Origin of the sequence: Amycolatopsis sulphurea (genome assembly GCF_002564045.1) — a bacterium.
Lineage (GTDB): Bacteria > Actinomycetota > Actinomycetes > Mycobacteriales > Pseudonocardiaceae > Amycolatopsis > Amycolatopsis sulphurea.
The window spans coordinates 3,788,554-3,809,588 of the sequence record NZ_PDJK01000002.1 but is presented as its reverse complement, the minus strand read 5'-3'; the positions used below and the strand labels follow the sequence as shown (position 1 = coordinate 3,809,588).

Genomic DNA, 21,035 nt, shown 5'->3' with positions numbered 1-21,035 from the left:
CCTTTGTGGACCTCCGGTGGACGTGCGGGCCGGGGCGTCCGTTCGAGTGGCGTGACTGGCCTCACTCACGCGGGTGGGCCACCATGCACGCTGTGAGCACAGCCCGCCACCCTGTGCACACGGCGCTCGTCGGGCTGACCGTGCTCCTGCTGGGGATCGTCGCGGCGTTGCACGGGCGGAGTCTTCCGATCATCGGAGACGGCACCGGGTACGCCGCCGAATTCAGTGAAACGGCCGGTCTAGCGACCGGCGACGACGTGCGAATCGCGGGCGTACGGGTGGGGCGGGTGTCCGCGATCGCGCTGGACGGCGCGTCGGCGCGGGTTTCGTTCCGGGTGTCCGGCGCCTGGCTCGGCGACACCACCACGGCGTCGATCCGGCTGAAGACCTTGCTGGGCCAGAAGTACCTCGCGCTCGAGCCGGCCGGGCGCGATCAGCTCGACCCGGGCGTGCCGATCCCGCGCGCCAGAACGACCGTTCCCTACGACGTGCTGCCCGCGTTCCACCAGCTCTCCTCGACGGTGGACCGCATCAACACCGATCAGCTTTCCCTTGCCTTCCAGACGATCGCGACCACCCTCGCGCACACCCCGGCCGACGTGCGCAAAGCACTCTCCGGACTATCCCGGCTCGCCGATTCCCTTGCGTCCCGGGACTCACAGCTCAGCCGGCTGCTCGCGGGCACCCGCACCGTCTCGGCCACGCTCGCCGGCCGGGACGCCGAGGTCGCCCGGCTCTTCACCGACGGCAATCAGCTGCTCGCCGAGGTGCGACGCCGCGAGTCGGCGATCTCCGCGCTGCTGGACGGGTCGCGCCGGCTGGCCGCCGAGCTGTCCGGCCTCGTCGGCGACAACGACCGCGACCTCGCCCCCACGCTCACCCAGCTGGACCAGCTCACCTCGATGCTGCACCGCAACCAGGACTCCCTCGCGCAGAGTGTGCGCACGCTCGCCCCGTTCGTCCGGCTGGCCACGAACCTCAGCGGCAACGGGCATTGGGTCGACGGCTACCTCTGCGGCCTCGTGCTGCCCGCCATCGGACCGGTCAACCGGCCCGGGTGCTTCCCGCCCTGATCAGCCCAGCCCGGTGATCCGGACGGTGACCTGGTTGTCGTTGTAGGTGTAGGCCTCGTACTCGTAGGACACCCCGGTCTTGTCCACGTGTTCCAGCCAGGCCCGGTACTCGTGCCGCTGCCAGCCGGGGAAGTTGAAGAACTCGTCGAAGTGCACGATGCTGCCGACCTGCAGCCGCGGGCCGACGAGGTCGAGCACGGTCTTCGCGGAGCTGTAGAGATCGCTGTCCACGTGCAGGAAATCCACCGGTCCGGGGTGCCTGTCCAGGAATTCGCCGAGCGTGTCGGAGAACAGCCCGACGACGAGTTCGGCACCGGGGACCTCCGGCAGGTCGTCGCGCGCGAACGCGCCCGCCGGCATGCCGTTGAGCCATGCTTCGGGCAGGCCGTCGAAGGAATCGAAGCCGTAGACCTCGATGCCGCCGCGCGCGGTCGCGATGGTCCGCAGTGTGTTCCCCGAAGCCACCCCGAACTCCAGCGCCATCCCGCCACGCGGCGCGAGCGACAGCGCGTACTGCAGGGTCTCCTTCGGGTGGCCGAAATGCTTCGCGCCGATCAGGTTCTCCCTGGCGAACACGTTGCTCTGCAAGGCCGCATCCTGATCACCCGCGTAGACGATGTCGCGGCGGCTGCGGATCTCGAACTCCACCACCCGGTCCAGCACCCGGTCGCCCTGCCGGACGATCTCGGTGTGCAGTTCCGCGCGCATGCGGCGGAGTTCCTGCTCCAGCTCGTGCAGCCGGCCGGGATAGGGGTCGTCCAGCCGGGTGGCCGCCCGGCGCAGCGCCAGTGCCGCCCTCCGGCGCACCGCGGGGCCGAGATTCCTTGCCGTGAAACGATCTTGGCGCTGCTGGCTCATTCACGGACGATAGCCGAACCACCCCGGTACGGGGCGGGACCCCCCGTTCTACCCACGGGTAACCGAAGTGTCCACAGTGTACGGCGCGAGCCCGGCGCCCGATCGTCATCCGACGCACTCCACCACGCCGCCTCCCGGCAACGTAGTGTCCCCACCATGTCCAGCGTGGCGATCATGACGAGGCGGCTCTGGTGGGCCTGGCAGACGGTGCGGTCCGCGGCGCTGTCCTACCGCAGGCGGCCGCCGGAGTGAGGACTCAGCGCTCTCCGCCGTCCTGTTCGGCGAGGAACCGCTCGAACTGGCTGCCCAGCTCGTCCGCGGTGGGCAGGTGCTCCTGGGATTCGGCGAGCAGGCTCGGCCCGGACGCGGCGGTGAACGTGTCGTACTGACGTTCCAGCGCCTGCACCACGTCGGCGACCTCGTCGGATTCGGCGACCTGCCGGTCGATCTCCGCGTTGGCCACCTGGGCGGCCGACGCCAGTTCCCCCTCCGGCAGGGCCAGCGCGGTCGCGTCGCCGAGCTTCTGCAGCAAGTGCCATGCCGCGGCCGGGTAGGTCGACTGGGCGAGATAGTGCGGCACGTGCGCGGCGATGCCCAGCGCGTCCAGCCCCCATTCGCCGAACCGGTACTCCAGCAGCGCGGCCATGCTGCCCGGCACCTGGATCCGGTTGGGCAACGGCTGGTGCTCGCCGAGCAGAGCCGCACGGGTGGCATGCGCGGTGACGCCGAGCGGGCGGGTGTGCGGAGTGCCCATCGGGATCCCGTGGAAGCCCACGGTCAGCCGCACTCCCCAGCGCTCGACGAGGCGGCGCACAGCGGCGGCGAACAGCTCCCACTCCCGGTCCGGCTCCGGACCGGTCAGCAGGAGGAACGGCGTGCCGTCCCCGTCGTGCAGCAGGCGGACGACCAGTTCGGGGGCCTCGTATTCGGCCCAGTGGTCCACGTCGTAGATCATCGACGGGCGGCGCGCGCGGTAGTCGATCAGGCGGTCCACGTCGAACCGGGCGATCACCCGGTGCGTCATCTCGCCGGTGAGGTGCTCGGTGACCAGCCGCCCGGCCGAGCCAGCGTCCATGAAACCTTCGAAGAAGTGCAGCAGCACGGCTCCGTCCAGGTCGGGGACGTCCGAGTCCACCTCATACAGTTCCTCGGGATCGAATCCCACCGGAATCCTCCTGCTGCTCGCTGTCGTGCGCGGACGTATCGACGTACAACGCGCCGCGACGGCGATTCCATCCCGTCCGCGACGAAAATAGTAACCCGCCGCAGCCGGACGGCCCCGCGGATCAGGGGTCCGTGACACTTGTCGTGGCCACGGCGACCCCGATTCGGGCACTCTGTGCAGGTGAGCGAAGCGGAAAGTCCCGTATTGCGACTACGCCTTCGGCCACCCGGGCATCGGGTGAGCCGGAAGGCCATCGGCCATTGGGCGGCGTCCGCGGGGGCAGGCTGGCTGGTGCTGATCGCGGGCCAGGCGGTGGCCCTGTCGATGGTGGGCGACCCGCCGTCGTGGCTGTCGGTGACACTGGTGCTCTGCTGCGTGTTCGCCCCGCTGCACCTGCTCGTGATGCCGTTGTGGCGCTACCGCGTGCACCGGTGGGAGGTGACCGGGGAGGCGGTCTACACCCAGTCGGGCTGGCTCAAGCAGGAATGGCGGATCGCGCCGATTTCGCGGATCCAGACCGTGGACGTGGAACGGGGGCCGCTGGAGCAGCTGTTCGGGCTGTCCCGGATCACCGTGACCACCGCGTCCGCCGCCGGGGCGCTGCGGATCTCCGGGCTCGACCACGACCGGGCGGTCGCGCTGGCCGACGAGCTGACCCGGACCACCCAGGCCGTGCCGGGGGACGCGACGTGAACACGCGGGCACCGTCCGCGCCGGTTGCCGCCGAGGGCAGTGCGCAGGCCCCGTGGCGCCGGCTCGACCGGCGGATGCTGCTGATCCGCCCGGTACTGGACGTGGTCCGTTCGCTGCCGGTGCTCGCCGGCGCGCTGTTCCTCGGGCACGGGAGCTACTGGCAGTGGATCGGCCTTGTCGCCACCGGCGTGACCGTGGCCTTCGGCATTTCGCATTGCCTCACCTCGCGCTACCGCATCACCGAGACTCAAGCGGAATGGCGCACCGGGCTGGTGCTGCGCAAGCACCGCGCCGTGCCACGCGACCGAATCCGCACCGTGGACGTGGTTTCGGAACCGAAACACCGGCTTTTCTCCCTTGCCGCCGTACGAATCGGCACCGGGCGGCATGCCCACGGCAAGGGGCCGGGCAAGGAGGAGCTGATCCTCGACGCGGTCACCCGGTCCGAAGCCGCGCGGCTGAGAACCCTGCTGCTGCACCGCAAACCGGTCACCGAGGAGGAGCCCCCGGCGGAGACCGTCCTCGCCACCGTCGACAAACGGTGGTTGCGGTACGCGCCGTTCACGCTGTCCGGGATCGCCGTGGTCGGCGCGGTCCTCGGTGCCACCTACCATTTCGCGCACGAACTGCACTTCGACCCGGCCCGCTACGGCCCGATCCGCGAACTCACCCGGCGCGCGCTCGAACAGCCCGTGTGGCTCACCGTGCTGATCGCCGCGGTGAGCCTGCTGGCGCTCGTATCGGTGCTGTCGGTCGGCGGATATGCGCTGTCCTACTGGAACTTCCGGCTCGCCAGGGAACCCGGCGGCACCCTGCACATCCGCCGTGGGCTGGTGACCACGCGTTCGGTGTCCATCGAGGAGAACCGGCTGCGGGGCGCCGAGCTGAAGGAACCGTTCCCGCTGCGAATGGTCGGCGGCGCCAAGTGCGTCGCGATGGCCACCGGGCTGCACGAGGCCGATCGCGGGGGTGGCCTGCTGCTGCCGCCCGCCCCGGTCGCCCGTGCCCACGAAGTGGCCGCCGCCGTCATCGGCGAAGACCTCGCGAGCGTGCCGCTCACCCGGCACCCCCGACGTGCCCGGACCCGGCGGATCACCCGCGCGGTCGCCGGTGTGCTGGTCCTCGCCGCAGCGCTGTTCGGGCTGGCACAGCTGGGCGTGCTGCCGAACTGGCCGTGGCAGGCGGCTCCCGTGCTGCTGCCGTTCGCCGTCCTGATCGGCCTCGACCGTTACCGCACGCTCGGACACGCGATCACCGGCCGGTACCTCGTCACGCGCTCAGGCTCACTGGCCCGCGCGACGGTCGCCGTACGCCGGGACGGGCTGACCGGGATCGTCGTGGAACAGTCGCTCTTCCAACGGAGAGCCGGGCTGCTGACCGTACTGGCACCGATCGCCGCCGGGCGCGGGCACTACCGCGTACTCGACGTCGGCGAAGCCGAGGGGGTCTCCCTCGCGGATGCTGTGCAACCCGGGTTGCTTACGCCGTTTCTTGTCCCGGATAACCGCGCGGGTGAAGAGGATTCGCAGTAGGAAGGACGGGTGATCCGCCTCGCCACTCTCGCCGAACTGCCGTTGCTGACCGAACTGGAACGCGCGGCAGGCGCACCGTTCCGGGCCATCGGAATGACCGCGATCGCCGATGACGCCCCGCCCTCCCCCGCGGAACTGGGCGAGTACCAGTCCGACGGCCGCTGCTGGGTGTACGAGGCGCACGGCTGCCCGGTGGGGTACGCGGTGGCCGCCGAGGTGGACGGATTCGGTCACCTGGAACAGGTTTCGATCCTTCCGGAACACTCCCGCCGTGGACTGGGCAGGCGGCTGATCGAAACCGTCGGCACATGGGCCGCCGCGCGCGGACTTCCCGGCCTCACCCTCACCACGTTCGTCGACGTGCCGTGGAACGGGCCGTACTACGTACGACTCGGTTTCCGTCTGCTACCGCCCGAAGAGCAGGGTCCGCAGCTGCGCGCGATCCGCCAGGCCGAGATCGATCGTGGCCTGGACCACTGGCCGCGCGCAGCCATGGTGCGGATCCCGTGAACCCCGTACGTCAAGCAAAGTCCGGCAGACGGAGCGCCGTGTGCTCCGGGCGATCATCGTCGCTGGGCAGGTCGTCGAGGTTGCGAAGGCCGGCGTTGCGCCGTTCCAACTCTTCAGACTGCCCGGGGCAAAGGCTGTGAAGGGGCCCTTCACAGACTCTGAGTCCGTGAAGGGCCCCTTCACAGCCTTGCTCAGTCCACGGTGAACAGCCGCTTCGGGCTCAGGCGCGGGCGAGCAGTTCGCCGTGCGGGATCATGAGCCAGCCGTCGGGGTGGGCCGCCCACTCCTGCCAGGCCTGGGAGATCGCGTCCAGCTCGGCCGGAGTGGCGAGCCCGCGTTCGACCGCCATCTCGCCCACGGCGGAATAGATCCGTTTCGCCCACATGCCGCCCCAGCTCGCCCGCTCCTCGGGAGTGGCGTAGCACCAGACCGAAGCCGACGACGTGACCTCGGTGAAACCCGCCTCGTGCGCCCAGGACAGCAACCGGCGGCCCGCGTCGGGCTCGGCGTTGTTGCCGTGCGCCACCGCGCGATACAGCTTGAGCCAGGTGTCCAGCCGTTCGTCACCGGGCCACCAGGTGAACGCCGCGTAGTCGGCGTCGCGAACCGCCACCACGCCGCCAGGACGGGTCACCCGCCGCATCTCGCGGAGCGCGGCGACCGGGTCGGACAGATGCTGGAGCACCTGGTGAGCGTGGGTGACGTCGTAGCTGTCGTCCGGATCGGACAGCCGGTAGGCGTCGTCGACCGCGAATTCCACGGCCACCCCGCGCTGTTCGGCGTTCTTCCGCGCCTCCGGCAGGGCCGCGTCGGTGATCTCGACACCGCGCACCCGCCCAGGGGCGACTGCCTCGGCGAGGTCGACGGTGATGCTGCCGGGGCCGCACCCGACGTCGAGCAGATCCAGCCCCGGCCGGAGCAGCGGCAGGAGGTGGGCGGCCGAACTCGCCGCGGTCCGAGCCGCGTGACTGCGCACGACGACTTCACCGTGCCCGTGGGTGTACACGTCCTTGGGCGACATGTCATCCTCCCACTCTGTGAGACGAACTGTTCGGATAGTGGAAGGCTACGGGACTCGGGTGCGGCCGTAAACCGTCTTCCCCGGGGCAGACGCCGTGCACAGTGGGCCAGACGGCCGGCTCAGCCGCGCTCTTTGCGGTACCAGCGGGGCGAAGCGTTCAGCGGCGGCTTCAGCTTCGCACGCACCACCAGCACGTTCGGCTCGTCGGATTCCACGAATTCGCCCAGCAGCCTGCGGAACGCGCGGCCGAACCCGGACACCCGGTCCGCGTGCACTCCGAACGACCGGGCCAGGCCGACGAAGTCCGGGCTGTCCCAGTCCACTCCGCGGCGCGCGACCCCCTCGGCGTCCTGGTCGTAGCGCAGCATGCCGTAGCCGCCGTCGTCCACGACGACCACGGTGACCGGCAGCTGCTCCTCCGCCAGCGTGGCCAGATCCCCTACCCCGTAAAGGAATCCGCCGTCACCCGTCACGCACAGGACGCGCCCGCCCCGCGCCGCCTCGGCCGCCGCGCCGGCGCCGATCGACGCCGGAAAGCCGTACCCGACCGTGCCCCAGCCCATCGGATAGGCCAGCCGGCGCGGACCGCGGACCCGGTGAAACCCGCCGATCCAGTAGCCCGCCACGCACATGTCGGTGACCAGCATGGCATCCGGCGGCAGCACTTCCTCCAAAGTGGACAGAAAGTCCGCGGCGTGCGGGTCCTCGTCGCGGATCCGCCGGCGCACCCGGCGGCCGATCCCGGCCAGCCGCGCGGTCAGCTCGGCCAGCCCCGGACGGGGTTCCGGGTGCAGGGATTCGACCACGCGGCGCGCGTCGCCGACGAGCGTGACGTCCGGGCGGTAGTTCTTCGCCGCGTCCCCGGCGTCCACGTTCACCGCGATCAGCCGCGGCGGCGCGGGCATCAGCCAGTTCTGCGTCATCAGGCCGTCGAAGTCGGTGCCGATGGCGAGCACCACGTCCGCCTCGTCCCACAGCTGGCCGACCTCCGGCGCGTGCACCGGATTCGGGGCCAGGCAAGGATGTTCGAGCGGCAGCAGGCCACGCGAGCCGAACGTGGTGAGCACCGGCGCGGCCAGCCGCTCGGCGAGCTTGCCGATCGCCTCGCCCGCTTCGGCACGCAGTGCCCCGCCACCCGCCCAGATCAGCGGACGGCGGGCAGTGGAGAGCAACGCCGCGGCGCGGGGCAGATCCGGCAGGTCGAGCACGCGTTCGGCGGGCGGCGCCGGTGGTTCCCGCGGCGGCGTGACCTCGCGCAGGTAGTCCATCGGGATGCCGAGGTAGACCGGTCCGGTCTGCGGCTGCAGGGCGAGCCGCGCCGCGCGGTGCACCGTGGTGCCGATCTGGTCCGCGCGGTGCACAGTGAAGCCGGCCTTGGTCACCGGCGCGAACATCGCCTGCTGGTCGGCGGTCTCGTGCAGCACCCCGCGGACCACCCCGGGCCGGCGCAGCGTGGACGGGATGTCCGTGGCCACCACGAGCACCGGCGCCGCGGACGCCATCGCCTCGCCGACCGCGCCGAGCGTGTTCGCCGCACCGGGGCCGGTGCTCACCAGCGCGACGCCGAGTTTCCCGGTCCGGCGGGCATAACCGTCCGCGGCGAACCCCGCGGTCTGCTCGTGCCGCACGCCGATGACGCGGATCCCGGTCTCCGCCAAGGCCTCCCACAGCGGCAGGTTGTGCACTCCCGGCAGGCCGAACACCACCTCGGTCCCGAGAGCCGTGAGCGCGTCCACAAGCTGCTGAGCTCCAGTCCGTCCTGCCACGCCAGCGATGGTATCCGGCACCGGCGCGCGCTCTCCGACACGTCACCGCAGCACCGGGTGCGTGCTGGTCAGCCGGAGTTTTTCCGGCGCGCGGCGGAATCGCGGCGCCCCGGCGGGATTCGGGCGTGCGTAGACTCGGGCCGGGGCGCGGAGTCCCGTCCCGCGCGAAAGGGTGACCGGAAATGCCGATGATGCCCGTGACCGATTCGATGTTCCTGATGGTCGAAACCCGCGAGCATCCGATGCACGTGGGCGGGTTGCAGCTGTTCCGCAAACCGGACGGAGCGGGCGAGGACTATCTGCGCGAACTGCGCCGTTCGCTGCTGGAATCGGACAACATGCGCAGTGTGTTCCGGCGGCGGCCAAGTCGTCCGGTGAACACGGTGGGCCATCTGCGCTGGTCCACCGAGACCGATTTGGAGCTGGACTACCATTTCCGCCATTCCGCGCTGCCGCAGCCGGGCCGGATCCGCGAGCTGCTGGAGCTGGCCTCGCGCTGGCACAGCACCCTGCTGGACCGGCACCGTCCGCTCTGGGAATTCCACCTGATCGAGGGTCTTCGTGACGGCCGGTTCGCGATGTACTCGAAGATCCACCACTCGTTGATGGACGGCGTCTCCGCGGTGCGGCACATGCAAGGCACCCTGTCGGACGACCCGGCGGACCTGGACTGCCCGCCGCCGTGGGGCAGCCGCGGAGAAACCGGCCGGAGCCGCAACAACCGTGCCCCGAGTTCCCTTTTCGACGCGGCGGGAAAGACTTTCGGGCAGCTCACCGGAATCGCCCCGGCCGCGGCGAAGGTGGCGCGCGAGGCGTTCCGCGAGCACCGCCTCACGCTGCCGATGCAAGCCCCCCGCACCATGTTGAACGTGCCGATCGGCGGCGCGCGCCGGTTCGCCGCACAGTCCTGGCCGCTCGAACGCGTGCGGGCGATCGCGACCGCCGCCGGCACCTCCCGCAACGACGTCGTCCTCGCGATGTGCGCCGGCGCGCTGCGCGACTACCTCATCGAGCAGAGCGCGCTGCCGGATGCCCCGCTGGTCGCGATGGTGCCGGTGTCCCTGCGCCGCCGCGACGCCCAGGAGGCGACCGGCAACAACATCGGCGCCCTGCTCTGCAACCTGGCCACCGACCTGCCCGACCCCGCCGACCGGCTGGCCGGGATCTCCGCGTCGATGTCCAACGGGAAGAAGCTGTTCTCACAACTGTCGCCGCTGCAGACCCTGCTGCTGTCCGGGATCAACGTGGCCGCGCTGGGCATCTCCCCGATCCCCGGCGTCGTGTCGAACACGCGTCCGCCATTCAACCTGGTGATCTCCAACGTCCCCGGCCCACGCACCCAGATGTACTGGAACGGCGCCGCCCTGGACGGCATCTACCCGGCCTCGGTCCTGCTCGACGGCCAAGCCCTCAACATCACCCTGACCAGCAACGGCGACAACCTGGACTTCGGCATCACCGGCTGCCGCCGCAGCGTCCCCCACCTGCAGCGGATCCTGACCCATCTGGACACGGCGCTGGCCGAATTGGAAGGGGCCACCGGGCTGCGCTGAGCCTGACCGGCTCAGCTGGCCCCGTCCCTGCTGGCCCCGGCGCTCCGGTATCCGGCAACAAGCCATCGCAACCCGTTGTCCCGGTTGCCATGCCGCCCGGTCGCCCGCAGGTGCTACCCCGGCCGTCACCCGCGGGCGTAATGTCCTTTGTGGACTATCCTCGGGCAGCGGGCCGCACCGCGAAAAAGTTCACCGCGGTAGCGCTGAACACCAGGTCGTCCTCGCCGTTGAACAGTTCCAGGCGGGTGCGCACGAGGCCGCGATCCGGCTTGGACTTCGAGGGCCGCGTCTCGGTGACGGTGGCTCGCATGCGCAGGCGATCGCCCGGCCGCACCGGTCGTGGCCAGCGCAGTTCGTCGATGCCCGGACTGCCGAGGCTGGCCACCGTGGACAGGTAGTGCCCGGCGAACATCCGCATCATCAGCCCGCAGGTGTGCCAGCCACTGGCCACCAGCCCGCCGAACGGCCCGGCCTTCGCCGCGGTCGGATCGACGTGGAAGCTCTGCGGATCGAACTGCCGCGCGAACTCGACGATCTCCTCCTCGGTGACGGTGGCTTCCCCGAACTCGTACACCGCCCCGAGCGGATAGTCCTCGAACCAGCGGTCCCCGATCGGCGTTGCGAACTCGGTCATGCTCGCCAGCCTGCCACACCGACGGGCAACCTTCCGGGACTCGGCACAATTCGTCCACCGGCACGGGCGCCTGGCGCGCACGGAACCCGCGCAGGAAGCCTCAGCCGCCGCGAGACGGCGATCCTCCTGGGTCAGTGGGTGATCCAGGGGCGAACCTCCTCCAGCAGCTTCGCCACGGCCAGCACCAGATCGTCCGAGTGACGCGGGCCGACGATCTGCAGCCCGACCGGCAGGCCCGCGGACGTGCGCCCGGCGGGCACGCTGATCGCCGGTTGCTGGGTCATGTTGAACGGGTAGGTGAACGGCGTCCACTCCGGCCACTCGGTCAGACCACTGCCGGGTGGAACGTCGTGGCCTGCTTCGAAGGGCGGGATCGGAATGGTCGGGGTGAGCAGCACGTCGTAGCGGGTGTGGAACTCGCCCATCAGGATGCCGAGCGCGGCGCGTTCCGCAGTGGCGTCCAGGTAGTCGCCCGCGGAGAAGGTGTGGCCCTTTTCCCACACGCGCCGCAGACCGGGGTCGACGCGGCCGGCGCTGCCGTCCGGGAACGAGTCGAGCAGCTTGGCCGCACCGGTGGACCACAGCACGTCGAAGGCGGGCTTCGGATCCGCGAAACCCGGGTCGGTTTCCTCGATCTGCAGACCGGCGTCGTCGAGCGCACGTACGGCGGCGGCAACGATCGCGGACACTTCAGGGTCCACGGTCACGTAGCCGAGAGTGGGCGAGTACGCCACGTTCAGACCACGCACGTCGCGTCGGACGGCTTCGCGATAGGTGCTCACCGGTGGAGCCAGCCCGGCCGGATCGCGGTGGTCGGGCGTCGCCAGGACGTCGAGCAGCAGTGCGGTGTCGTCGACGCTGCGGGCCATCGGGCCGGCGTGCGAGAGCGGTCCGAACGGACTCGCCGGGTACAGCGGAATCCGGCCGTGCGTCGGCTTCATCCCGACGATTCCGCAGAACGAAGCGGGGATGCGCACCGAGCCACCGCCGTCGGTGCCCACCGACAGTTCACCCATTCCCGCCGCGACGGCCGCCGCGCTGCCCCCGCTCGAACCGCCCGCGGTCTTGCTCGGGTCGGCCGGATTGCGCGTGATCCCGGTGAGCGCGCTGTCGGTGACACCCTTCCAGGCGATCTCCGGCGTGGTCGTCTTGCCCAGCACGACGAGGCCGGCCTCGCGCATCCGCGCCATCACCGGACTGTCCACATCCCAGGGCTGTCCCCGCGGAATGCTCGTCGACCCGCGCAGCGTGGGCCAGCCCTGGGTGAGGAACATGTCCTTGATGGACGCGGGCACGCCGTCGAGCCAGCCGATCGGGTTGCCGTCCCGCCAGCGGATCTCCGCCGCCTTCGCCTGCTCCAGCGCGCGATCCGCGTCGACCAGGCAGTACGCGTGCAGCTCGCCATCCCGTTCCTCGATGGCCCGCAACGCGTTCTCGGTCGCCTCCACCGGCGACAGCTCCGCTGTCGCATACGCGGCCACGAGTTCGCTGGCGGTCAGTTCCCGGTCACTCATCCCGCAGCTCCCTGTGGTTCGGACGGCACGTATCCGAGCCGTTTGTCCACGACGTTGTGCAGCGGCTCGCCGGCACACCAGCGCCGGAAGTTCGCCGTGAACACCTCTACCAGGGTGCGTCGCCAGCCGGTGAAGTCCCCCGACATATGCGGGGAGACCAGTACGCCCGGCATCGTCCACAGCGGACTGTCCGGGGGCAGCGGCTCGGTCTCGAACACATCCAGCGCGGCACCCGCGATCTCGCCGGCGCGCAGCGCCGCGACCAGTTCGGCGGTGACCACCAGCTCGCCACGGCCGACGTTGACGAACCGCGCGGACGGCTTCATCGCGGCGAACGCCTCCGCGCCGAACATGCCCTTGGTCTGCGCGGTGAGCGGCGCGACCGCGACCACGTAATCGAATTCGCCGAGGTACTGCGGCAACTCACCGGAATCGCGCACCACACCGAAGTCGGGGTCACCGGTGCGCGCCCGCCGCCCGGAGCCTGACACCTGCATTCCGGCCGCACGCAGCAGCCGCGCGATGGCCCGCCCGATCGGCCCAGTACCGACCACGAGCACCTGACGCCCGGCGATCCGCTCACTCTCCCGATGCCGCCAGGTCGTGGCGCGCTGCAAATCGAGCGACCGCGCGAAGTCCTTCGCGAAGGCCAGCACCACGCCCAGCACATACTCGGCGATGGCGTCGTCGAACACCCCGCGCGAGTTCGTGAGCACCACGTCGCTTTCCTGCAACTCCGGGAACAGCACGGGATCCACCCCGGCGCCGGCGATGTGCAGCCACTGCAACCGGTCCGCCGCGGGCCAGGCACCGGGCACCGCGGTGGAGAGGAAGTCGTAGACGAACAACGCGTCGGCACCGCGCAGCGCGTCCGCCAGCCCGCGCGCATCGGTGTAACGAACCACGGCGGCCGATTCGACTGCAGCCATGTCCGGTGGTGAGTCTGCCCCGCAGAGCACCGTCAGCACAGGGATTTCCGAGGCGAGCACATTGACACCGTAGAAGTGGCTCGTATGATTGTCAACAATCCGAGGAACGACCCCCGGAGCACCGGACGTGTCATCTGCACCGGCGTATTCCGGAGGCTGAGCCGTGGATCTGGACTTCCTCGCGTTCGAAGGCCCGTTGGCCCAGCGTGGCATCGGGGTGATCGCCCCTTTCGATCTGGCGCTCGAGCGCGAGCTCTGGCGCTGGGTGCCGATGGAGGTGTCGCTGCATCTCGCCCGCACCCCGTACGAACCGGTCCCGGTCAGCATGGAAATGGCGCAACTGGTCAGCGACCGCAGGCACCTGGCCGCCGCCACGCGCGACATCCTGCACGTGGAGCCCGAAGTGGTCGCCTACCTGTGCACCTCCGGCAGCTTCGTCAACGGCGTCGATTACGAACGCTCCCTCACCAAAGCCATCTGCGACGCCGGCGCGCCCGACGCGGTGACCACTTCAGGCGCGCTCGCCGAGGTCCTGCAGCGACTGGACCTGCACCGGGTTTCCGTACTCACCCCCTACGACGCCGATCTGACCGGCAAGCTCCACGATTTCCTCACCGAACTGGGCGTGCGCACGGTCGCCAGCGACCACCTCGGTCTCGGTGGCGGAATCTGGAAGGTCGGCTACCGCACCATCGCCGAGCGGATCCTGGCCGCCGACCACAGTGCGGCCGAGGCCATTTTCGTCAGCTGCACCAACCTCCCCACGTTCGATCTGATCGAACCGCTGGAGAAGGCACTCGGCAAGCCCGTGCTGACCGCGAATCAGCTGACCATGTGGGCCTGCCTGCGCCGGATGCGGCTGCCGATCGTCGGACCGGGCGGCTGGCTGCGGGAGGTCTCCTGAACCACCCCGTAAGCCACCCACGCGGACCGGCACGGCCGAGCAGGACCGGCACCGGTAAGATTGTCGACAATTTGCGTACTCCGGAGGTTTCGTGACCACGATCGGCTTCATCTACCCCGACCATGCGGCCGAGGACGACTACCCGCTCGCGGAGCAGCTGCTCGGCGGGACGGACGTCGCGGAGGGCGACATCCGGCTGCCGGTCGCGCACATCTACGGCACCGATCTGCATGCCGTACCGGAGCTGCTGGACCTCGGCAGCGAGGCCCGGCTCGCCGAGGGCGCCGGACTGCTCGCCAAGCACGCACCGGACGCGGTGATCTGGGCATGCACCTCCGGCAGCTTCGTGTACGGCTGGGACGGCGCCCGCGACCAGGCCGACCAGCTGGCGGCGGCCGCAGGCGTCCCGGCTTCGAGCACCTCGTTCGCCTTTGTGCACGCGGCGCAGGCGATCGGTGTGCGGCGGGTCGCGGTCGCCGCCAGCTACCCGGCTGACGTGGCCCGGCTGTTCGTGGACTTCCTCGCCGCGGGCGGCGTCGAGGTGCTGTCCGTGTCGAGCGCGGACATCGACACCGCAGCCGAGGTCGGCACGCTGTCCCCGGAGGCCGTGGTGGACCTCGCGGTGCGCCACGATCACCCGGACGCGGAGGCGGTGCTCGTGCCCGACACCGCGATGCGCACGCTCGGCGAGATCACCGAGATCGAGCAGAAGCTGGGCAAACCGGTGCTCACCGCGAACCAGGTGACCATCTGGGAAGGCCTGCGGCTGACCGGCTCGACCCGGCTCGTCCGTTCGCTGGGCGCGCTGTTCCGGGTGAGGGGCTGAGCCATGGCCGCCCTGCCCGGTATCGAACCGGTGAGCCGGGAGTCGACCGCCACCGTGATCGCGCGCCAGCTGCGCGAAGCGATCATGAACGGTGTCCTGCCGCCGGGCACCCAGCTCGGTGAAACCGATCTCGCCGCTCGGTTCCAGGTTTCCCGTGGCCCGCTGCGGGAGGCTATGCAGCACCTCGTGTCGGAGGGGCTGCTGCGCAGCGAGCGGCATCGGGGCCTGTTCGTGATCGACCTCGAACCGACCGACGTGTACGACATCTACCTCGCCCGGACCGCGGTGGAACGCACCGCGCTGCTGCGCGTGCTGCGCGGCGGCGACCGCGAGGAGGCGGCGACCGCCCTGGAACAGGCCGTGGCCGAGATGGCCGCTGCCGCGGGCGACGACGATCCCTCCGCACTGTCCACTGCGGACCTTCGCTTCCACGAGGCGCTGATCGAGGCCTCCGGCAGCAAGCGCCTGATCCGGATGGCTCGCACGCTGCTGATCGAGACCCGCATGTGCCTGACCTTGCTGCAGAGCACCTACCAGCGCGTGGAAGAGCGGGTGGACGAGCACACGCGGATCATCGAGGCCCTGCGCGCGGGCGACGAGGTCACCGCCCTGGGGCTGCTGGATGCGCACATGGAGGACGCGATCAGCCGCCTCGTCCCCGGAACCAGCCTGCACAACGGCGGGCCACCGGCGAAGGCCTGAGCCACCTGGGTTCCGGATACTTCGCGACGGCCGCGGACCGGCACGGTTCGGTGACGGGCCGGGTGAAGCGGCGTGCGCGGCAAGGTGCCGCATTCCGGACGGCGCAGTCCGCCGCACGGCGGGGTGCCGCATGGATTCCCGGCGGACGGTGGTTGCGGGCGCGGGCGTCGCAGGTGCCGGATGCGGGTGACCGGCGGTGCCCGGGGGCGTCGGCCGCGCGGGCCGGGTCGCGGGCGAACGCCCGGACCGTGCGGCCAAGCGTGCGGCCAAGCGTGCGGCCAAGCGTGCGGCCAAGCGTGCGGCCAAGCGTGCGGCCAAGCGTGCGAGGAACGCTACCGGAGACCGCCCCGGACGCGGCGCGCGCGGCCGCCAAGGTGCACGTCGATCCCTTGCCCGCCAAGGAAAACGCTGCCGGTCAGCCATCGTGACGCTCCCCCAGTACCGGCTGACCGCCCTGGCCCGCGCGGTAGAGCGCGGACCACGGGAACACTCCCGTGGAGTCCGCGTACACCAGCTGGATCGCCTGGATTTCCGGGCCGTACAAGGCCACCGCGAAGTGCAGGTGGGCGGCCGGGGCAGCGAGAGCCACGGCTTCCAGCGCCGGATGACCGCGCAGGGCAAGGCGTTCGCCTGGTTCGGGCGGCCCCCCGGTCAAGGCTCGGTCGGCGGCTTCGGTCAGCAGGGCGGCGGCCGGATGCGGCGCCAGCCCGGTGACGACCAGCTCGGGCAGGCCATGCCCGAGCAGGCCGAGGGTGTACGCCCAGGGCGGGCGGTTTCCGGTGCCCAGCACGCCCTGGATGCACCAGCCGTATTCCCGGACCCGTTCCAGCACCTCGCTCAGGTACTGCTGCCCGGCGATTCTCTCCGGTTCCTCGCACATCCGGCACATCGGTCTTCTCCTCCCCCGGGACCCTCGGTGGGCCCCGGGGAAGAGTGAAGCGCGCGGCACCGACGAAAAGTCAGCGCAGCGTTTCGGCCACCGCCGTGCCGAGCGCGGTTGTGGTAGCGGTGCCGCCGAGGTCGGGGGTGCGTGCCGAACCGGCCGTCAGCACCTCGTCGACCGAAGTGCGGATTGCTTGTGCGGCAACGGTTTCTCCCAGGTGTTCGAGGAGCATCGCGGCGGCGAGGATCTGCGCCACCGGGTTGGCGATGCCCTGTCCGGCAATGTCCGGGGCACTGCCGTGAACGGCCTCGAACATGGACGGGAATTCACCTGATGGGTTGATATTTCCGGACGGTGCCATGCCCAGTCCGCCGGTGACCGCGGCCGCCAGGTCGCTCAGCACGTCGCCGAAGAGGTTCGAGGCCACGACCACGTCGATCCGGTCCGGGGCCTGCACCATCCGGGCGGCCAGCGCGTCCACATGGCACTGTTGCGCGGGCACGTCCGGATAACGCGCGGCGACCTCGGCGAAGATCTCGTCCCAGTAGGGCATCGAGTGGATGAGCCCGTTCGACTTCGTGGCCGAGGTGACGTGCCCGGAGCGGGTCCGGGCCAGTTCGAAGGCGTACCGGATGATGCGTTCCACGCCGACCCGGGTGAACACCGATTCCTGCAGCACGAACTCGTCCGGCCGGCCGGCATTGTGCCGTCCGCCGATCGCCGAGTACTCGCCCTCGGAGTTCTCCCGGACGATCACCATCTCCAGCTCGTCCGCGGTCCGCCCGGCCAGCGCCGAGGTGGTGCCCGGCAGCAGCCGGACCGGGCGCAGGTTCACGTACTGCTGAAACGCCCGCCGCAGCGGGATCAGCAGGCCCCACAGCGAAACGTGGTCCGGCACCCCGGGGAAGCCGACCGCGCCGAGCAGGATGCCGTCGAACTCCGAAAGCTGCTCGACACCGTCGTCGGGCATCATCGAGCCGCTCTTGGCGTACCGCTCACAGCTCCAGTCGAATTCCTGCCATGACAAGGAAAATCCATACTTCGCGGCGGCCGTGTCGAGCACCTTGCGAGCCTCGATCGTGACGTCCGTGCCGATCCCGTCACCCGGGATACTGGCAATCCGGTAGTTCACAGGCTCACCGCGATGTACTTGGTCTCAAGGAATTCGTCGATGCCGGCCGTGCCGCCCTCGCGCCCGAGGCCGGACTGCTTGATGCCACCGAACGGCGCCGCCGGATTCGAGACGATGCCCTGATTGAGCCCGATCATGCCGGCCTCAAGCCGTTCGGACACGCGCAGCGCTCGCTTCAGGTCGGCCGTGAAGAGGTAGGAAACCAAGCCGAACTCGGTGTCGTTGGCTTTCGCGACGGCCTCGTCCTCGGTATCGAACGGAGTGATCGGCGCGACGGGGCCGAAGATCTCCTCCGCACCCAGCCGAGCATCTTCGGGTACGTCGGTGAGCACTGTGGCCGGATAGAAGTGCCCCGGCCCGTCCACCGGCGCACCGCCGGTCAGCACGCGTGCGCCACGGTCGGCGGCGTCCTTGACCAGCATGGTCACCTTCTTCACCGCGGCCTCGTCGATCAGCGGGCCGACGACCACACCTTCCTCGGTACCGCGGCCCATCGGCAACGACTGCATCCGTTCGGTCAGCCGACGAGAGAACTCTTCGGCGACACCGCGCTGTACGTAAAAGCGGTTCGCTGCAGTGCACGCTTCGCCGATGTTGCGCATCTTCGCCTGCATCGCGCCGTCGACAGCAGCGTCCAGGTCCGCGTCCTCGAATACGACGAACGGTGCGTTGCCACCCAACTCCATCGACGTGCGAAGCACCTTCTCCGCGCACTGTTCCAGCAGCTTGCGCCCGACCACGGTCGAGCCGGTGAACGAAAGCTTCCGTGCGCGGCCATCCCGGATCAACGGCTCCATCACGCCGCCCGCATCGCTCGTCGTGATGACGTTCAGAACGCCTTCGGGCAACCCGGCCTCGGCGAGGATTCCGGCGAGCGCCAGCATCGACAACGGCGTCTGCGCGGCGGGTTTGATCACTGTGGTGCAGCCGGCCGCAATAGCCGGGCCGATCTTGCGCGTACCCATCGCCATCGGGAAGTTCCACGGCGTGATGAGCAGCGCCGGCCCTACTGGCTGACGGGTGACCAGGAATCGCCCCGCACCGTTCGGCGCCACCGCGTACCCACCGTCTATGCGTACGGCTTCTTCGGCGAACCAGCGGAAGAACTCGGCAGCGTACGTGATCTCGCCGGCCGCTTCGGCGAGTGGCTTACCCATCTCAAGCGTCATGAGCAGCGCCAGTTCGTCACGGCGCTCAAGCAGCTTCTCGTACGCCCGGCGCAGGATCTCCCCACGCTCACGAGGTGCGACCGCCGCGAAGCCGGCTTGCGCCGCGACAGCTGCGTCGAGGGCCGCAAGGCCGTCTTCGACGCCGGCGTCTGCGACCTGGCACAGCACCGCACCGGTCGAGGGGTCCTGCACGTCGAAGGTCCGCCCGCTGCGCGCCGACACCCACTTGCCGCCGATGAAGAGGTCCTTGCCGACCGCGCCGACCACACCTTCTTCGGTGATCACACTCATCCGGATCGCTCCCGTTCCTGTTGTCCCGAAGCCATGCTATGGATATTGTCAACAATCGACAACCGCTGAACCAGACCTAGGAGCGCGCCGCATGGCACAGCTGTCCCCGCTGCTCAAGCAGGCCACGCCCGTTGTCGTCGACCACGGTGAAGGGGTTTACCTCTACGACGTGGACGGCAAACGCCACCTCGACTTCACCGCGGGGATCGGCGTGACGAGTACCGGCCACTGCCACCCGCGGGTGGTCGAGGCCGCGCGCGAACAGATCGGCAAACTCGTACACGGGCAGTACACGACGGTGATGCACAAGCCGCTGCTGGAGCTGACGGAGAAGCTCGGCACCGTGCTGCCCTCAAGGCTCGACTCGCTGTTCTACGCGAACTCCGGCAGCGAAGCCGTGGAAGCCGCGCTGCGGCTTGCGCGTCAAGCGACGAAGCGGCCGAACGTAATCGTGTTCCAAGGCGGCTTCCACGGACGCACTGTCGCCGCCGCGTCGATGACGACGTCCGGCACGCGGTTCAGCGCCGGCATCTCGCCGTTGATGGCCGGCGTACACGTCGCACCATTCCCGTACGCCTACCACTACGGCTGGGATCAGGACACGGCCACGAAGTTCGCACTGCGCGAGCTCGACTATCTGTTCCAGACAGTGTCCGCGCCGAGCGAGACAGCCGCGTTGTTCGTCGAGCCGGTTCTCGGCGAAGGCGGATACGTCCCGGCGAACACCGAGTTCTTCGCCGGGCTGCGCGAGCGCGCTGACCGGCACGGCATCCTCCTGGTGCTCGATGAGGTGCAGACCGGCTTCGGCCGCACCGGCAAGTTCTGGGGCCACGACCACTACGACGTCTCCCCTGACATTGTGCTCATCGCCAAGGGGCTCGCCAGTGGCTTCCCACTGTCGGGTATCGCGGCTTCGCAGGAACTGATGGCGAAGGCGCTCCCAGGCTCCCAAGGCGGCACGTACGGCGGCAACGCTGTCTCCTGCGCAGCCGCGGTCGCAACGCTCGACGTGATCCGTGACGAGGGCTTGGTCGAGAATGCCGCAGAGCGCGGCCGCCAACTGCTGGAAGGCGCGCAAGTCGTAGCAGACAAGACGCCGGCCATCGGCGACGTACGCGGCCTCGGCCTTCTGGTCGGCACCGAGTTCACCACTGCCGACGGCGAACCGGACACCGCGACCGCGCAGGCCGTGCAACATGCAGCCGCCCGCAGCGGCCTTCTTCTACTCACCTGCGGCGCGTACTCGAACGTCGTACGCATGGTGCCGCCGCTAGTGGTGACCTCGGACCAGGTCGACGAAGCACTGCGGATCTGGGGCGACGTAGTCGCTTCCGTCGCGACAGGGAGCTGAAGCATGGCGCGGTACATCACCATCACCCTCGACAAGCGCGGGGTCTCGTGCCGAGCCCGCCTACTCGACGAAGAGGCACCGCGCACTTGCAAGGCGGTGTGGGACGCACTCCCGCACAGCGGCTCGGCGTACCACGCGAAGTACGCGCGCAACGAGATCTACACCTTGGTACCGCCGTTCGCCGAGCCCAAGCCCGGCCGGGAAAACCCGACCATCACGCCGATCCCGGGCGACGTCGTCTATTTCGGCTTCGAAGCCTGGGAGATCGGCAACCCGGCGTACGGCTACGACGAAGGCAGCGAAGCACACAGCGACCAGGGCGCCACAGACCTGGCGATCTTCTACGGCCGGAACAACCTCCTGATCAACGGTGACGCCGGCTGGATACCCGGGAACGTCTTCGCGACCATCGAGGAGGGGCTGTCCGAGATCGCCGCCGCAGCCAAGGATCTCTGGCTGCGCGGGGTCGAAGGCGAGACGCTCTCCTTCGCCCGCGCCGACTGAGCGGACGGCGGCCAGGCGTGCCGCG

20 protein-coding genes are annotated in these 21,035 nt (G+C 69.9%); 10 read left to right on the top strand and 10 right to left on the bottom strand.

What is annotated here, in order from left to right; all coding sequences use genetic code 11:
* The first annotated feature begins 83 nt into the window (after positions 1–83).
* The gene (locus ATK36_RS23500) at positions 84–1,073 is read left to right on the top strand and encodes an MCE family protein (protein ID WP_098513469.1); all 990 of its coding nucleotides are present in this window, start codon (positions 84–86) and stop codon (positions 1,071–1,073) included.
* On the opposite strand, the gene ATK36_RS23495 is transcribed toward ATK36_RS23500, so the two are convergent.
* Positions 1,074–1,931 (bottom strand): class I SAM-dependent methyltransferase, encoded by an 858-nt coding sequence (locus ATK36_RS23495; RefSeq protein ID WP_098513468.1) that lies wholly within the window; start codon positions 1,929–1,931, stop codon positions 1,074–1,076.
* 256 nt (positions 1,932–2,187) lie between these two features.
* Positions 2,188–3,096: a proteasome assembly chaperone family protein gene (locus ATK36_RS23490; protein ID WP_098513467.1), complete on the bottom strand. Its 909-nt coding sequence runs from the start codon at positions 3,094–3,096 to the stop codon at positions 2,188–2,190.
* 180 nt (positions 3,097–3,276) lie between these two features.
* Here ATK36_RS23490 and ATK36_RS23485 point away from each other — a divergent pair, with 180 nt between their 5' ends.
* The 3 genes from ATK36_RS23485 to ATK36_RS23475 are packed head-to-tail and all read left to right on the top strand — an operon-like array spanning position 3,277 to position 5,831.
* On the top strand, positions 3,277–3,789 hold the full coding sequence (locus ATK36_RS23485; protein ID WP_098515134.1) for a PH domain-containing protein: 513 nt from the start codon (positions 3,277–3,279) through the stop codon (positions 3,787–3,789).
* The gene (locus ATK36_RS23480; RefSeq protein ID WP_386998992.1) at positions 3,786–5,321 is read left to right on the top strand and encodes a PH domain-containing protein; all 1,536 of its coding nucleotides are present in this window, start codon (positions 3,786–3,788) and stop codon (positions 5,319–5,321) included. The genes ATK36_RS23485 and ATK36_RS23480 overlap by 4 nt, the downstream gene beginning before the upstream one ends.
* Before the next feature lie 9 nt (positions 5,322–5,330).
* Entirely contained in the window at positions 5,331–5,831 is a 501-nt protein-coding gene (locus ATK36_RS23475) for a GNAT family N-acetyltransferase (protein WP_098513466.1), read from the top strand.
* Positions 5,832–6,051: 220 nt separating this feature from the next.
* On the opposite strand, the gene ATK36_RS23470 is transcribed toward ATK36_RS23475, so the two are convergent.
* Entirely contained in the window at positions 6,052–6,852 is an 801-nt protein-coding gene (locus ATK36_RS23470) for a methyltransferase domain-containing protein (protein WP_098513465.1), read from the bottom strand.
* 119 nt (positions 6,853–6,971) lie between these two features.
* Positions 6,972–8,618 (bottom strand): thiamine pyrophosphate-binding protein, encoded by a 1,647-nt coding sequence (locus ATK36_RS23465; protein ID WP_098513464.1) that lies wholly within the window; start codon positions 8,616–8,618, stop codon positions 6,972–6,974.
* Between the two features lie 182 nt (positions 8,619–8,800).
* Between ATK36_RS23465 and ATK36_RS23460 the strand changes: the two genes are divergently transcribed.
* Entirely contained in the window at positions 8,801–10,171 is a 1,371-nt protein-coding gene (locus tag ATK36_RS23460) for a WS/DGAT/MGAT family O-acyltransferase (RefSeq protein WP_098513463.1), read from the top strand.
* Positions 10,172–10,325: 154 nt separating this feature from the next.
* On the opposite strand, the gene ATK36_RS23455 is transcribed toward ATK36_RS23460, so the two are convergent.
* The 3 genes from ATK36_RS23455 to ATK36_RS23445 form a co-directional block, all read right to left on the bottom strand.
* Positions 10,326–10,805 carry a MaoC family dehydratase gene (locus ATK36_RS23455; RefSeq protein ID WP_098513462.1) on the bottom strand — a complete coding sequence of 160 codons (480 nt, stop codon included), beginning with the start codon at positions 10,803–10,805 and terminating at the stop codon, positions 10,326–10,328.
* A gap of 131 nt (positions 10,806–10,936) precedes the next feature.
* Complete coding sequence (locus ATK36_RS23450; RefSeq protein ID WP_098513461.1) at positions 10,937–12,319, bottom strand: amidase; 1,383 nt, start codon at positions 12,317–12,319, stop codon at positions 10,937–10,939.
* On the bottom strand, positions 12,316–13,248 hold the full coding sequence (locus tag ATK36_RS23445) for a D-2-hydroxyacid dehydrogenase (protein WP_386998998.1): 933 nt from the start codon (positions 13,246–13,248) through the stop codon (positions 12,316–12,318). The genes ATK36_RS23450 and ATK36_RS23445 overlap by 4 nt, the downstream gene beginning before the upstream one ends.
* Positions 13,249–13,411: 163 nt before the next feature.
* Here ATK36_RS23445 and ATK36_RS23440 point away from each other — a divergent pair, with 163 nt between their 5' ends.
* The 3 genes from ATK36_RS23440 (at position 13,412) to ATK36_RS23430 (ending at position 15,680) form a co-directional block, all read left to right on the top strand.
* Positions 13,412–14,152: a maleate cis-trans isomerase family protein gene (locus tag ATK36_RS23440; RefSeq protein ID WP_098513459.1), complete on the top strand. Its 741-nt coding sequence runs from the start codon at positions 13,412–13,414 to the stop codon at positions 14,150–14,152.
* A 91-nt stretch (positions 14,153–14,243) separates the two neighbouring features.
* Positions 14,244–14,978, top strand: a complete 735-nt coding sequence (locus ATK36_RS23435) for a maleate cis-trans isomerase family protein (RefSeq protein ID WP_098513458.1) — start codon at positions 14,244–14,246, stop codon at positions 14,976–14,978.
* Positions 14,979–14,981: 3 nt separating this feature from the next.
* Entirely contained in the window at positions 14,982–15,680 is a 699-nt protein-coding gene (locus ATK36_RS23430) for a GntR family transcriptional regulator (protein WP_098513457.1), read from the top strand.
* A 415-nt stretch (positions 15,681–16,095) separates the two neighbouring features.
* On the opposite strand, the gene ATK36_RS23425 is transcribed toward ATK36_RS23430, so the two are convergent.
* The 3 genes from ATK36_RS23425 to ATK36_RS23415 all read right to left on the bottom strand — a co-directional run bounded on the left by ATK36_RS23425 (position 16,096) and on the right by ATK36_RS23415 (position 19,155).
* A complete protein-coding gene (locus ATK36_RS23425) occupies positions 16,096–16,569 on the bottom strand; it encodes a DUF4262 domain-containing protein (RefSeq protein WP_098513456.1) in 474 nt (157 codons plus the stop codon).
* A 70-nt stretch (positions 16,570–16,639) separates the two neighbouring features.
* A complete protein-coding gene (locus tag ATK36_RS23420) occupies positions 16,640–17,695 on the bottom strand; it encodes a tartrate dehydrogenase (protein WP_098513455.1) in 1,056 nt (351 codons plus the stop codon).
* Positions 17,692–19,155, bottom strand: coding sequence for an NAD-dependent succinate-semialdehyde dehydrogenase (locus ATK36_RS23415; RefSeq protein ID WP_098513454.1), 1,464 nt, complete (start codon positions 19,153–19,155; stop codon positions 17,692–17,694). Before ATK36_RS23415 ends, ATK36_RS23420 begins: the two co-directional genes overlap by 4 nt.
* A gap of 91 nt (positions 19,156–19,246) precedes the next feature.
* On the opposite strand from ATK36_RS23415, the gene ATK36_RS23410 reads away from it, so the two are divergent.
* Positions 19,247–20,506, top strand: a complete 1,260-nt coding sequence (locus tag ATK36_RS23410; protein ID WP_098513453.1) for an aspartate aminotransferase family protein — start codon at positions 19,247–19,249, stop codon at positions 20,504–20,506.
* A 3-nt stretch (positions 20,507–20,509) separates the two neighbouring features.
* Positions 20,510–21,010: a DUF3830 family protein gene (locus ATK36_RS23405; protein ID WP_098513452.1), complete on the top strand. Its 501-nt coding sequence runs from the start codon at positions 20,510–20,512 to the stop codon at positions 21,008–21,010.
* Positions 21,011–21,035: the final 25 nt, after the last annotated feature.

Excerpts from the sequence above, each read along its gene's own strand:
- ATK36_RS23500 (WP_098513469.1), top strand. The coding sequence starts at position 84 with ATGCACGCTGTGAGCACAGCCCGCCACCCTGTGCACACGGCGCTCGTC.
- ATK36_RS23495 (WP_098513468.1), bottom strand. The coding sequence starts at position 1,931 with ATGAGCCAGCAGCGCCAAGATCGTTTCACGGCAAGGAATCTCGGCCCC.
- ATK36_RS23470 (WP_098513465.1), bottom strand. The coding sequence starts at position 6,852 with ATGTCGCCCAAGGACGTGTACACCCACGGGCACGGTGAAGTCGTCGTG.
- ATK36_RS23460 (WP_098513463.1), top strand. The coding sequence starts at position 8,801 with ATGCCGATGATGCCCGTGACCGATTCGATGTTCCTGATGGTCGAAACC.
- ATK36_RS23455 (WP_098513462.1), bottom strand. The coding sequence starts at position 10,805 with ATGACCGAGTTCGCAACGCCGATCGGGGACCGCTGGTTCGAGGACTAT.
- ATK36_RS23450 (WP_098513461.1), bottom strand. The coding sequence starts at position 12,319 with ATGAGTGACCGGGAACTGACCGCCAGCGAACTCGTGGCCGCGTATGCG.
- ATK36_RS23445 (WP_386998998.1), bottom strand. The coding sequence starts at position 13,248 with ATGGCTGCAGTCGAATCGGCCGCCGTGGTTCGTTACACCGATGCGCGC.
- ATK36_RS23430 (WP_098513457.1), top strand. The coding sequence starts at position 14,982 with ATGGCCGCCCTGCCCGGTATCGAACCGGTGAGCCGGGAGTCGACCGCC.
- ATK36_RS23425 (WP_098513456.1), bottom strand. The coding sequence starts at position 16,569 with ATGTGCCGGATGTGCGAGGAACCGGAGAGAATCGCCGGGCAGCAGTAC.
- ATK36_RS23415 (WP_098513454.1), bottom strand. The coding sequence starts at position 19,155 with ATGAGTGTGATCACCGAAGAAGGTGTGGTCGGCGCGGTCGGCAAGGAC.
- ATK36_RS23410 (WP_098513453.1), top strand. The coding sequence starts at position 19,247 with ATGGCACAGCTGTCCCCGCTGCTCAAGCAGGCCACGCCCGTTGTCGTC.
- ATK36_RS23405 (WP_098513452.1), top strand. The coding sequence starts at position 20,510 with ATGGCGCGGTACATCACCATCACCCTCGACAAGCGCGGGGTCTCGTGC.